This is a genomic window from Streptomyces sp. NPDC048671, from assembly GCF_055587045.1.
This window is the reverse complement of the sequence record NZ_JBVJHB010000003.1, coordinates 1-12,664: the sequence shown is the minus strand read 5'-3', so window position 1 is coordinate 12,664 and position 12,664 is coordinate 1. Positions and strand designations below refer to the sequence as shown.

Genomic DNA, 12,664 nt, shown 5'->3' with positions numbered 1-12,664 from the left:
GTGAGGAATCCGGATGAGGGACATATCGCGTCGGTCGGTGCTTGCCGCGGCCGGGACGGCCGGGCTGGTGCTCGCCACCACGGGGACGGCGCGGGCGGACGGCCGCACGGCAGGCGCCGCTTCGCCCGCCGGGCCCGGAACGGGCCGGGTGCGGCTCACCCTGCCGGTGCCCACCGGTCCGCGCCGGATCGGAACCACCTCGCTGCATCTGATGGACCGTTCGCGCCGGGACCCGTGGATCTCACCCGCCTCGCCCCGCGAACTGATGATCAGCGTGTGGTACCCGGCATCGGACATCCACGGCCGCCGGCGTGCCCCCTGGCTCCCGCCGGCGGCGACGGCACTGTACAGGCGAAAGGTCGGCCAGGACCTCCGGACGCCGATGGACAACGTCGACTTCCCGGTGACTCATGGCCGGCAGGACGCCCCCGTGGAGGTGCGCCGCCACGGCCATCCCGTGGTGCTCTTCTCCCCGGGCCTCAACACGATGCGCGCCATGGGCACCTCGCTGGTCGAGGACCTGGCGGGGCACGGGTACGTGGTGGTGACGATCGACCACACCCATGAGGCCTCGATCGTGGAGTTCCCCGGGGGGAGAGTGGAGGTGGGCCCGGACCCGGACCCGCTCGATGCGTTACGGGTCCGCCAGGACGACACCCGGTTCGTCCTGAACGAACTGGAACGGCTGAACGCGGGCGGGAACCCCGATGCCGAGGGCCGCCGGCTGCCCCACCGCCTGCGAGGTTGCCTCGACCTGTCCAGGATCGGCATGTTCGGGCATTCGATCGGCGGTGACACGGCGGCGGGGGTCATGGCGCGGGACCGCCGCATCCTCGCAGGCGCCGACCTGGACGGCAGCGTCAACGGGACGGTCAAGGACACCGGGCTCGACCGCCCGTTCCTGCTGATGGGCAATTCCACGCACGGGCGCTTCAACGACCCGTCGTGGGCGACTTTCTGGTCGCACCTGCGCGGCTGGCGGCTCGAACTGCGGCTGCGCGACTCCGCACACCACACCTACACGGACATGTCCCCGCTGGGGCAACAGCTTGAAAGGGCGCTCCCGCTGCCGCCGGAGGCGGTCGCCGCTCTCACCGGGTCCATCGGAACGATCGACGCCGACCGGGCCGTCGCCGCCCAACGCGCCTACCTGCGCGCGTTCTTCGACCTCCATCTGCGGGGCAGGGACGACCACCTGCTGTCCGGGCCGTCCCCGCGCTATCCCGACATCGCGTTCATTCCCTGAGGAAGGCGGTGCCGCTCGCGACCGTACGGAGCACCCGGAACGTCCGCGCGGCTACCGCACGTCCGCCGGCTCCCGGCGGCTGTCGGACCACGCCTCCCAGAGCGCCGCGTACCGGCCGCCCGCCGCGACGAGTTCGTCGTGGCTGCCGGTCTCCACGATCCGGCCCTCGTCGAGGACGACGACGCGGTCGGCGGCCGCTGCCTGGGGGAGCCGGTGCGCGACCACCAGGCCCGTACGCCCCTCCAGTGCCCGCAGGGCCGCTTCCTCCAGGACCCGTGCGCCGGCGCTGCCCGCGTCGGCGGTGGCCTCGTCGAGGATCGCGATCGGCGGGTCCGCGAGGACGAGCCTGGCCAGCGCGAGATGCTGTGCCTGGGTCACCGTCAGCCGGTGGCCGCCCTCGCCCACGACCGTGTCCAGTCCGTCCGCCAGCGCCTGGGCCCACTCCAGGGCGCCGACCCGGGACAGCGCCCCGTGCACCTCCTCGTCGGTGGCCCCGGGCCGGGCCAGGCGCAGATCCTCGGCCAGCGGGCCCGCGAACACGTGCACCTCCTGGCTGATCAGCGTCACCGCGCGCCGCACACCCGCGGCGCCCAGCTCGGCCGCGTCGACCCCGCCCAGCGAGACGGTCCCGCCGTGCAGCTCGTGGACACCCGCGATGACCTTCGCCAGCGTCGTCTTGCCGGCGCCGCTGGCACCCACCAGGGCCACCCGTTCCCCGCTGCGCACCTCCAGATCGACCTTCCGCAGCACGGGAGCCCCCGCGCCGTAGGCGTAACTGAGCGCGCTCACCTTCACCGAACCGTCCGCCGGAGCACGGCCGCCCGGCGCGGTCTGCTCGGCCGGCAGCTTGGACAGTCCGACCAGCCGGGCGAAGCTGGCGCCCGCCGACTGCGCGTCGTCGATGAGGAACAGCGTGGCGTTGACCGGGTTGAAGAGGCTGTGGAAGTACAGCGCGGCGGCGGTGGCCGTACCGATGCTCACCGAGCCGTTGTCCACCAGCAGGAAGCCCGCGCCGAGCATGGCCGCCAGACCGATGTACTCGGCCAGGTTCAGCCGCGAGAAGAAGCCGGTGACGATGTGGATGCCGTCCAGCGCGAGGTCCCGCGCCGACGCGGAGCGCTGCTCAAGCAGGGCGGTGTGCGCGCGGTTCAGCCGGAAGGCCCGTACCGTACGCACCCCGCCGACGCTGTCGAGCAACTGGTGCTGGAGCGCGCCGGTCGCGACGCGGTGCTCCGCGTACACCGGTGCGGCCCGGCGCAGATACCAGCGCACGGACAGCACCTGCACCGGCATCGCCAGCAGTGCCGCCACCAGGAACCGCCAGTCCAGCACGGCGAGCCCGACGAAGGTCAGCACGATGGTCAGCGCCGAGCGGGTGAACTCGGGCAGCGCCTGGCGCACCGACTTCGCGATCATGGAGACATCGCTGGTGACCCTGGACACCAGATCGCCCGAACCGGCCGCCTCGACGCGCTCCAGCGGCAGCCGCAGCGCCCGTTCGATGAACTGCTCGCGCACCGCGGCGAGTACGGTCTCGCCGAGCCGGGCCACGAGCGTACTGCCGACCGCGGCGGCGGCGCCGCGCACCAGGGCCACCACGATGAGCAGCACCAGGGGCACCGTCAGCGCCCGCGAACCCCGCCGCTCCACCACCAGGTCCACGATGTGGCCGAGCAGGGGAGCGGTCAGCAGACCGATCGCGGTCCCGGCGACCAGCACGGTGACGGCGGCCGCGGTCAGCCGCCGGTGGCCGCGCAGCATGACGCGCAGCGCCGTGAGGCTCTCCGCACCGCTCGCCGTCGGCAGCAGCTCACGGTCCGCGCCGGGTGTGCTCATGACCGCTTCCCCCTCTTCCTCTGCGTGCGTGTCCGTGTCCTGCGCGCGGTCCTCGTACGTGGACGTCATGCGAGCACCGCCGCCCGGTACCGCTCGTCACCGGCGACGAGTTCGCTGTGGTGGCCGTCCGCGGTGACCGTGCCCTCGTCGAGGACCACCACCCGGTCGGTGACCGCGAGGAGGGCCGGGCTGGTCGTGATCAGCACGGTGGTGCGCCCGTGGCGGACCTCCCGCAGCCGGGCGGCGATCCGGGACTCGGTGACGGTGTCCACGGCGGTCGTCGGGTCGTGCAGTACGAGGACCGTACTGTCGGCGGCGAGGGCGCGGGCGAGAGCGACGCGCTGTCGCTGCCCACCGGAGAGGGACCGGCCGCGTTCGGCGAGTACCGTGTCGCCGCCGTCGGGCAGCAGCCGGGCGACCTCGTCCGCCGCCGAAGCGGCGAGGGCCTCGTCGACCGGGGCCGCGTCGTCGCGGGCTCCGGCCCGTACGTTGTCCAGCAGGCTGGTCTCGAACAGGTCGGCGTCGTGGTGGGCGACCAGGACGGCGCGGCGCAGCCCGTCGGGGCCGAGCGCGGTCAGCGGTACGCCGTCGAGCTCGATCAGCCCGTCGGCGGGGTCCCGCTCCCTGGCCAGGCAGAGCAGCAGATCGGCCGCCGCGGCCGGATCCCCGGTGACCACTCCGATCAGTTCGCCCGGCCGGATGTCGAGATCGACCCCGCGCAGCGAGCCGAGCCGGACCCCGCTGAGGCGCAGGTGCCCCGCGGCGCCGTCCGACACCTCGGACTCGCCGCCCTCGACGGCCGCGGGCGAGTCCAGCACCTCGGCGATCCGGCGTGCGGAGGCGCGGCCCTGGGCGAACTCGGCGTTGACATAGGTGAGCAGCTGGAACGGGCCGAGGAGGAACTGGGCCAGGCCCACCGCCGCCACCAGGTCACCGATGCTGATGCTGCCGCGCATGGCGAGATAGGCGCCCACGATGCCGATGACCGCGATGAAGACGCCCGTCAGCGAGAGGACGGCGCCCTCGTGACCGGCCCGGCTGCGGGCCGCCCGCAGCGCCGCGGCGAGCGAGTCCTGGCTCGTGGTGCGGTAGCGGGCGACGGCGGCCGACTCGGCGCCCATGCCCTTGAGGACACGGAGTCCGGCGACCAGGTCGGCGGCGACGCCCGAGGCGTGCGCGGCCCGTTCCTGTTCGGTCTCGCTGCGTCGTTCGAGCGGCCGGCTGATGCGGTGCCCGAGCCACAGCAGCGGGGGGATGCCCAGCAGGACGAGGAGTCCGAGCGGCACGGAGATCCTCAGCAGCGCCACCGAGCTGATCACCAGCGCCGAGGTCGCCGCGACCCCGTACGCCAGGACCGTCGCCACCGAGCCGACCCGGCGGGCGTCGTTGGTGGCGATGCTGGTGAGCGCGCCGGGCAGCCGGTTCGCGTCGGCGCCGCCGCGCGGATCGAGCACCCGGGCCCCGAGCTCCATCCGGAGCCGGTGCGCGGCGCGTTCGCCCGCCCCCTCGGCGAGCCGGGCGCTGGTCCGGTAGCAGTTCGACAGCACCAGGAACAGCCCCGCGAGCACCAGGAGCCAGCGCAGCAGCGCGTGGGAGGAGCCGGTGGCCACCGCCGTGTCGATGGCCGCGCCGATGACGACGGGGACCAGGGCCTCACACCCCTGGTGCACCGCGCCCAGCAGGGACGCGGTGGCGACCCGCCGCCGCTGTCCCCTGATCGCCCTGCGGAGGACGTGCCCCCCGGTCGGTCCTCCACCTGGCATGCGGGCCTCCGCGAAGAGTCTGAGAAAGTTAGGTAAGGCTACTCTAAATGAGTGTTCGCGATGTGCTGTCGGCCGCGATGCCCCCGGTCACGGCGGTGTGGGCCATTTCGCGGCCGGGGGACGCTCGTTGACCGTGCGGCACTGTTCGGTTAGCCTCACCTAAGTTGAATCCCGGGGTCCCTGCGTCACGTTCCGGCGCCCTATCGCTCGCGGTGCACCCGAACCGCCGTCAGGGGGAGTTGCCGTTGTCGCTCGAAACCCGGACGGCTCCCGAGGACCTGGCCGTCGCACCCGACGCCCCGCGGCCCGCCCGGACCGCGAACACCCTGCGGGCCCTGGGGCTGCTCGCGGCACTGGGCGCCCTCGTCCTGGTCGGACTGCTCAGTGTGTGGGTGGGCACCCGAGGCATCCCGTTCACCGCCACCTGGAGCGTGCTCTGGCACCCCGACGGCACCGAGACCTCGATCATCATCCATGACTACCGCATCCCCCGGACGCTCCTGGGGCTGCTCGTGGGCATGGCCCTCGGCCTGTCCGGCGCACTGATGCAGGCCCTGACCCGCAACCCGCTCGCCGACCCCGGAATCCTCGGCATCAGCCTGGGCGCATCCGCCGGAGTCGTCGTGGCCATCGCCTTCCTCGGGGTGGGCTCCGTCCTCGGCTACGTGTGGTTCGCCTTCATCGGCGCGGCCGTCGCCTCGGTCGCCGTCTACCTCCTGGGCTCATCGGGCCGCACCCTGGCCACCCCCGACCGGCTGGTCGTGGCCGGGGCGGCGATGACCGCGGTGCTGTACGCCTTCAACTCCGCTGTGCTGCTGCTCAATCCGCGCGCCTTCGACCAGTACCGCTTCTGGACGGTGGGTTCGCTGGCCGGCCGGTACTACGACGTCATCCAGGTCATCCTGCCGTTCATCGCCGTGGGCCTCCTGATCGCCCTCGGCCTCGCCCCCTCGCTCAACGCCCTCGCGATGGGCGACCAGCTCGGCCGGGCCCTCGGCCTGAACGTCGGCCGCACCCGGGTGCTGGGCGCCGTCGCCGTCATGCTGCTGTGCGGCGCCGCCACAGCCGCCGCCGGACCGATCGGCTTCGTCGGCCTCGCGGTGCCGCACGTCGCCCGGTTCGTCGTCGGCCCCGACCAGCGCTGGGTGCTGACGTACTCGATGCTGCTCGCCCCGGTCCTGCTGATCGGCGCGGACGTCCTGGGCCGGGTGCTCGGGGCGCCGGGCGAGGTCCAGGTGGGAATCATCACCGCGTTCCTCGGGGCGCCGCTGTTCATCGCCCTGTGCCGCCGTCGAAAGCTGGTCATGCTGTGAGCGCCGTACGGGAGAAGGGCCCATCCGGAACCGGTACGGACACCGGGGAGCCGCAGGTCGTCAGCGGACTGGTGCTGCGCACCCGGCCGGGCGGGCTGTCCGTCCGGGTCCAGCGGCGCGTCCTCGTGGTGACGGCCGTGATGCTCGTCGCGCTCGTCGCGGTCGCGCTCGTCACCCTCACCACCGGCGACTTCGAACTCTCCGTCGGTGAGGTCGTGCGGGCGGTGTTCGGGCACGGCTCCGGCGGAGCCGACTTCATCGTCAACACCCTGCGTATGCCACGCCTGTTGACCGCGATGTGCGTGGGCGCGGCCCTCGCGGTCAGCGGGGCCGTCCTGCAGAGCCTGACCGGCAACTCCCTCGGCAGCCCGGACATCATCGGCTTCACCAACGGCTCGGCCGTCGGGGCGCTCCTCGTCATCATCGTGCTGCACGGCAGCATGACCCAGATCGCGGTGGGCGCGCTGATCGGCGGCCTCGCCACCGCAGCCGCCATGTACCTCCTCATGCTGGGCAGAGGACTTCAGGGCTTCCGGCTGGTCGTCGTCGGCATCGGTGTCAGCGCACTGCTGCTCGCCGTCAACTCGTACCTGATCACCCGGGCGACCTGGCAGGAGGCACTGGAGGCGCAGGCGTGGCTGATCGGCAGTCTCACCAACCGGGGCTGGCAGCAGGCGAACACCATCGGGATCGCCGTCCTCGTCCTGCTCCCGCCCGCCTTCTTCCTCTCCCGCCGGCTCTCCATGGTGGAGATGGGCGATGTCACCGCCATGGCGCTCGGCGTCGACGTGGCGCGCACTCGCGCGCTGCTGCTCGTCATCAGCGTCGCTCTCGCCGCCTTCGCCACGGCGGTGACCGGTCCCATCTGGTTCATCGCGCTGGCGGCGCCCCAGCTCGCCCGGCGGCTGACCCGGGCATCGGGCCCCGCACTGGTCCCCGCCGCGCTCATGGGCGCCCTGCTGCTGGCCGCGAGCGACCTGCTGGCGCAGCGCCTCTTCGCCCCCTCGCTGCTCCCGGTCGGCACGGCGACCGGGACCATCGGCGGGCTGTACCTCATCTGGCTGCTGATCACCGAGTCGCGAAAGAGCCGCGCATGACCCGAAAGACGCCACGCACGACACGCATGTCCGAGACGACCGGCCCGAGCGCGGACGCCGCGACGGCGGAGGGGACTCATATGAACGGGACATTCCCGGCGGCGGCCGCGCGACTGCGGGCCGAGGACCTGACGCTCTCCTACGAGCAGCGGACCGTGGTCAGTTCGCTCGGCGTCGAGATCCCCGACCGCTCCTTCACCGTCATCATCGGGCCGAACGCCTGCGGGAAGTCCACTCTCCTCAAGGCGCTCGCACGGATGCTCAAACCCCGCTCCGGGCAGGTGTATCTCGACGGGGCCGGCATCGCCACGTACCGCTCGCGCGAGGTCGCCCGCCGGCTGGGCCTGCTGCCGCAGTCCTCGACCGCGCCCGGTGGCATCACCGTGGGGGACCTGGTGGCGCGCGGCCGCTATCCGCACCAGGGAATGCTGAAGCAGTGGTCCGCCGACGACGAGGCGGCCGTTCTGGAGGCGATGCGGCAGACCGGTGTGCTGGATCTCGCAGACCGTCCGGTCGACGACCTCTCCGGCGGTCAGCGCCAGCGGGTCTGGCTCTCCATGGTGCTGGCGCAGCAGACCTCGATCCTGCTCCTGGACGAGCCCACCACCTTCCTCGACATCGCCCACCAGGTCGAAGTGCTGGACCTCTGCGCCGAATTGCACGCCCGCAAGGGGCACACCGTGGTGGCGGTGCTGCACGACCTCAACCAGGCGTGCCGTTACGCCACCCACCTCATCGTGATGCGGCCGGGCGGCACGATCGCGGCCGAGGGCGATCCGGCCACCGTCATGACCGCCGCACTGGTCGAGGACGTGTTCGGACTGCCCTGCCGGATCATCGACGACCCGGAGACCGGCACGCCCCTGATGGTGCCTGCCGCGCCGCACCGGTACGTGCCCGAGGACCGCACGGCCCGGCGTGAGGACCCCGGCGTCCCCGCCGAATCCCTGATGGCCGAGACCGGCCGGGGCGCGCGCTGAGGGCTTCGGCGCCGGAGCAGTACCGGCTCTGGAGCAACACCGCCCCTTGAGCAATATCGGCCCTGGAGTAACTCCGGCTCTGGAGCAACACCGGCCCTTGAGCAATATCGGCCCTTGAGTAACTCCGGCTCTGGAGCAACACCGGCCCCGTGGCGTCGACTTGGTAAATCAACTTAGGTAAGGCTAACCTAACTCTCGTGGTTCACCGGGGTGTGCGGCGATCCGGCCGCCCTTCGCGCACGGTGGAACCCGAGGAAGGACTGCCTTGATCACGGCCACGCCGCACCCCGCCGCCGCGCTGGCGAACACCCCGGACGCACCCCTTTCCGACGCGCTCCGGTTGCGCCGGGCGCGCCCCGGGGACGCCGCCGCACTCGTCGCACTCTCCGAGCCGTTCGTCCGCTCGGGTGCGCTGCGTGGACGGCCCTTGGCGGTCTACGCGGCCCGAGCGGCCGACTTCCTGGTCGCCGAGGAGCCAGACGGCGCCCTGCGGGGCTGCCTCGCGCTGCGCGTCCACCCCGACACGGATGATCACGGCGCGGCGGCCGCGGGGGTCGTTTACAACTTCTGTGTCGCCCGGCAGCGGCAGGGCGACGGCCTGGGCTCGCGGCTGCTGGGTGCGGCACTCGCCGGGGCGCGGGCGCAGTCGCTGGGGGTCCTGTTCGCCGCGACGACGGGCAGTGGGCGCCTATTCCTCCGCCATGGCTTCGCTCCGGTCCGTCCGGCTGAGGCTCCGCGCGCCTGGGCACGCACCCTGGATCCCCGGCGGGGTGCGCGCGTTCTGGCCCGCGCGCTGTGACGACGGTGGCGGGCCCCGGACGCCGGGACCCGCCACCGCGTGTGCGGGCGGGCCAAGGACGCCGGAGCCCGCCGCGCCACCGCGTTGTGCGTCAGGCGTCCGGGAGGACGGTGGTTCCGGGGCTCTTCTCGTCCAGGACGGCACGCAGTACGGCGTGCGGCACGCGGCCGTCCAGGACCTGTGCCCGTCCCACCCCGGCGCGGACCGCCCGCAGGCAGCCCTCCATCTTCGGGAGCATGCCGCTCGCCAGCCCCGGCAGCAGACCGCCCAGCTCCGCCGCCGTCAGGCGCTCGACGACCTCGGTGCTGTGCGGCCAGTCCGCGTACAGTCCCTCGACGTCGGTGAGCATCACCAGCCGCTCGGCGCCGAGGGCGACCGCCAGGGCCGATGCGGCGAGATCGGCGTTGACGTTGTAGACCTCCCCCTCGGCGCCGCGTGCGAGGGGTGACACGACCGGGATGCGGCCCAGCTCCAGCAGTGAACGGACGGTGTCCGGCGCCACGTTCACGATGTCGCCGACCAGGCCGATGTCCACCGGCAGCCCGTCCACCCGGCCGGATCGGCGCACGGCCGTCATGGTGTGGGCGTCCTCGCCCGACAGGCCCACGGCGAAGGGGCCGTGGGCGTTGATGGCACCGACCAGTTCGCGCTGGACCTGCCCGGTCAGCACCATCCGCACCACGTCGAGGGTCTCCTCGGTGGTCACTCGCAGACCGCCCTCGAAGCGGACCTCCAGTCCGAGGCGGTCGAGCATCGCGCTGATCTGCGGGCCCCCGCCGTGCACGACCACCGGGGACAGGCCGGCGTGCCACAGCTCCACGACATCGCGGGCGAACGTCTCCTGGAGTGATGCGTCCACCATGGCGTTGCCGCCGAACTTGACGACCACGACCCGGCCCCGCGGTTCCCCGGGCACGGCGGGACCCGTGCCCGGGGAACTGCGGGGCCGCGTCCGTGTCCCGTTCCCGAGCCGTGGTGACTGTTCATGGACGCCGGCTCCGGCCGTCGCGACCCGTACGGTCATCGTGTTCCGTCTCTCCTGAGGTGGGGATGCCGTCACGCGTCGTGGTGGACCCGGCCGAGCAGCAGATCGTGCAGCAGGCCGTCCGTCGTACGGCCCGTGGAGCGCAGCAGCCGGCCGGGATGGCTGTGCAGAAAGGCGTTGGGGCGCACATTGGGCAGCACGTGTTCGCCGGGCCGGGGCGCCAGGGCCTCGATGACTGGCAGGCCCATGACCGGCCCCTCCCCTGATGATCCGGTGATCCGGCCGTGGCGCGAGGATTCATTGAAATTTAGTGAAGCCTAACCTAAGTCGTCGGCTGTCAGGCGTGTCAGGCGTGTCAGGGGTGTCAGGGGTGGTGCTGGTGTGCGCAGTTCCGGGGTGCGGTGAGGAGCCGCCGGATCTGCTCGCCGGCGTCGGTGGCGTCGTGCGCGATTGCCGGGAAGAGCAACTGGAGGTCGCAGTGGCCGGATTCGTACTCGCAGCGCAGGGTGATGCCGTGGCGGTCCAGGGCGAGAGGGAGCGACCGGATCATGCCGCGCGGCAGCCGGGAGCCCGCGAGTCCGAGCAGTTCGGCCATCAACTCCTCGTGCGAGTCGGCCAGATGGGTCAGCATGGCGGCCTCCTCGACGGCCAGCGGGTCGGGCTCGGCGAGGGCGATCTCGGCCGGCCCGACGTCCGTCGCACCCGCCGGGGTCCGCAGGGAGACCCGCGCCGTGTCGAGCCGCAGCGCGTCGCCGCCCGCCGGTGTCAGCCGGCCGGAGAGTGTCACCCTGGCGCGGACCCGGTCGCGCAGCGGGGTGGGGGCGATGTCGGTGAACTCCAGCAGGGCGGCAAAGCTGCGCATGGGCGCGTCGGCGGCCTCCCGGGCCAAGGGGCTGTCCGGGCGGGGGTGGAGGGTGACCTGCCCCTTGGTGCTGACCGAGTGCAGTCCGATCAGGTCGTAGGCCTGTCCGGTCGTGGTGAGGGACAGTGAGGTCGCGCGGGACAGTACCGTGCGGACCTGCTCCGCGTCGGTCGGCCCGGCCGGGGTGGTGCCTGCGGCGGCGTCGGTGTTCAAGGGGACTCCCTGCGAAACGGATTCGAGTTAGGTAAGCCTAACCTTATTTCCCGTGGTCATGTGTCGCCCTGCGCGATGCGCTGCGGAGAATCCCTGGGAGTGCTGCCGGGGTGGGGGCGAGGGCGGGTGGCTGAGGGGGTTCGGCGGCGACGGCCCGCGCGCCGCGTTCCGCCCGACGCCGCGACCGTGTGACCGTACGAGGCACAGCTCATCGGACGGGGGATGATCAAGTGGTCCGTCCGGGAAGGACTTTGATGAACATCACCTTGCGGGTGGACGCGACGCCGTCCGCCCCCGCGCTCCTGCTGCGCCCTTGGGGCGACGGGGACATCGAGCCGCTGATCGAGGCGTTCCGCGATCCCGCACTGCGCCGTGGGGCGAGCGGTCCGCTGGAGACCCCCGAGGAGGTGCGGGGGTGGCTGGAGCTCCAGCGGCGCGGCTGGGTCACCGGCGAACGGCTGGGCTTCGCCGTGCACGAGGATCACCCCGGCCCCGGCGAGGGCCGGTTGGCGGGCAGCGTGGCCGTCAAGGGGGCCGGTTCCGGCCGGACGTCCGCGGAGGTCGGCTACTGGACGGCGGCGCCCGCCCGGGGGCGCGGGGTGGCGCCTCGTGCGCTGGAGGCCGTCACCGGCTGGGCTTTCCAGGCCTTCGCGGCCGACGGCCTGGAAAGCATCAGGCTGCTCCACCAGGTGGACAATCTCGCCTCGTGCCGCGTCGCGGAGAAGGCCCGGTACGAGTTTCGCCAGATCCTTCCGGCCCAGCCGCCTTCCTTCCCGAAGGACGGCCACTTGCACGTACGACAGGCCGGCGGCCCGGCCTGACTGGCGGCAACGGGCAAGGGGTGGCGGGTCCGTGACGGAGCAGGCGTCATGAGACCGACGGTCGCAGCCCCGGATCGGGCGTACCGCGTTTGACTCTTGTCCACGCGGGGCCCGTCGTCACTTCCCCGGGAGCGACGGCATGGACACCTGAGGCATGTCGGCCCAAGCCGGACGGGGTGAGGGTGTGGACGTGCACTGGTACAGACCAGGGTCTTGACAGTCCATTGGTTCACTTCTTAAATCACGTAGTGAATTAAGTATCCGCGCACAGCAGCTCCACAGTGCCCCCACGGTAATTCCACAGCACGTGCCTGCATCCCCACCCGCACTCGCCCCACTTTCTGAACGGCACCCCGCCCCGGTCGGCGCAGCTTCGGCATGCCCCAATGCGCCCTGGTCTGTCATGTCATCTGCATGTCAGGCTCTCTTCCCCCTCATGCACCGGAAGGGAGAGTCATGGACTCCCCACGCTTGTCGCGGCGTCTGCTGCGCTCCGCACTCTCGGCTCTGACCCTCGCCCTGGTCACGTCCGCTCTCGTGGGCGGCGGCGCCCCCGCGCGGTCACCCGCCCTGTCGGGCGCCGCGGCCTCGGCCACCATGACGTTCGACGAGGAGTTCGACGGTTCAGCCGGCTCGGCGGTCAACGGCTCCAGATGGCAGATCGAGACCGGTGACAACGTCGACAACCACGAGCGGCAGTACTACACGGCGGGCAACAGCAACGCAGCGCTGGACGGCCAGGGTCATCT

General features: G+C 72.3%; 11 protein-coding genes and 1 pseudogene. 7 read left to right on the top strand and 5 right to left on the bottom strand.

Annotation, left to right across the window (positions count from 1 at the left end):
• Positions 1-13: 13 nt before the first annotated feature.
• Entirely contained in the window at positions 14-1,246 is a 1,233-nt protein-coding gene (locus tag ACZ6S6_RS07000) for an alpha/beta hydrolase family protein (RefSeq protein ID WP_469704262.1), read from the top strand.
• 51 nt (positions 1,247-1,297) lie between these two features.
• Here the strand turns inward: ACZ6S6_RS07000 and ACZ6S6_RS06995 are convergent, their stop codons facing one another.
• Both ACZ6S6_RS06995 and ACZ6S6_RS06990 read right to left on the bottom strand, forming a co-directional pair.
• Positions 1,298-3,151, bottom strand: a complete 1,854-nt coding sequence (locus tag ACZ6S6_RS06995; RefSeq protein ID WP_469704261.1) for an ABC transporter ATP-binding protein — start codon at positions 3,149-3,151, stop codon at positions 1,298-1,300.
• Entirely contained in the window at positions 3,148-4,845 is a 1,698-nt protein-coding gene (locus ACZ6S6_RS06990) for an ABC transporter ATP-binding protein (protein WP_469704260.1), read from the bottom strand. Before ACZ6S6_RS06990 ends, ACZ6S6_RS06995 begins: the two co-directional genes overlap by 4 nt.
• A gap of 239 nt (positions 4,846-5,084) precedes the next feature.
• Here ACZ6S6_RS06990 and ACZ6S6_RS06985 point away from each other — a divergent pair, with 239 nt between their 5' ends.
• From ACZ6S6_RS06985 to ACZ6S6_RS06970, 4 genes are all read left to right on the top strand, one after another.
• Entirely contained in the window at positions 5,085-6,158 is a 1,074-nt protein-coding gene (locus ACZ6S6_RS06985; protein WP_469704504.1) for a FecCD family ABC transporter permease, read from the top strand.
• Positions 6,155-7,255 carry a FecCD family ABC transporter permease gene (locus ACZ6S6_RS06980; protein WP_362958209.1) on the top strand — a complete coding sequence of 367 codons (1,101 nt, stop codon included), beginning with the start codon at positions 6,155-6,157 and terminating at the stop codon, positions 7,253-7,255. The genes ACZ6S6_RS06985 and ACZ6S6_RS06980 overlap by 4 nt, the downstream gene beginning before the upstream one ends.
• Before the next feature lie 80 nt (positions 7,256-7,335).
• A complete protein-coding gene (locus tag ACZ6S6_RS06975; protein ID WP_362958212.1) occupies positions 7,336-8,235 on the top strand; it encodes an ABC transporter ATP-binding protein in 900 nt (299 codons plus the stop codon).
• Between the two features lie 265 nt (positions 8,236-8,500).
• Positions 8,501-9,034, top strand: a complete 534-nt coding sequence (locus tag ACZ6S6_RS06970) for a GNAT family N-acetyltransferase (RefSeq protein WP_469704259.1) — start codon at positions 8,501-8,503, stop codon at positions 9,032-9,034.
• Positions 9,035-9,125: 91 nt separating this feature from the next.
• Here ACZ6S6_RS06970 and argB read toward each other — a convergent pair whose 3' ends face one another.
• The 3 genes from argB to ACZ6S6_RS06955 form a co-directional block, all read right to left on the bottom strand.
• Positions 9,126-9,896, bottom strand: coding sequence for an acetylglutamate kinase (gene argB / locus ACZ6S6_RS06965; protein ID WP_469704503.1), 771 nt, complete (start codon positions 9,894-9,896; stop codon positions 9,126-9,128).
• A gap of 194 nt (positions 9,897-10,090) precedes the next feature.
• Positions 10,091-10,267 carry a hypothetical protein gene (locus ACZ6S6_RS06960; protein WP_469704258.1) on the bottom strand — a complete coding sequence of 59 codons (177 nt, stop codon included), beginning with the start codon at positions 10,265-10,267 and terminating at the stop codon, positions 10,091-10,093.
• Between the two features lie 116 nt (positions 10,268-10,383).
• On the bottom strand, positions 10,384-11,094 hold the full coding sequence (locus ACZ6S6_RS06955; protein ID WP_469704257.1) for a DUF2470 domain-containing protein: 711 nt from the start codon (positions 11,092-11,094) through the stop codon (positions 10,384-10,386).
• Between the two features lie 254 nt (positions 11,095-11,348).
• Between ACZ6S6_RS06955 and ACZ6S6_RS06950 the strand changes: the two genes are divergently transcribed.
• Both ACZ6S6_RS06950 and ACZ6S6_RS06945 read left to right on the top strand, forming a co-directional pair.
• Positions 11,349-11,915 (top strand): GNAT family N-acetyltransferase, encoded by a 567-nt coding sequence (locus tag ACZ6S6_RS06950; RefSeq protein ID WP_469704256.1) that lies wholly within the window; start codon positions 11,349-11,351, stop codon positions 11,913-11,915.
• Between the two features lie 456 nt (positions 11,916-12,371).
• Positions 12,372-12,664: pseudogene (locus ACZ6S6_RS06945) on the top strand (1,3-beta-glucanase); the annotation flags it as partial.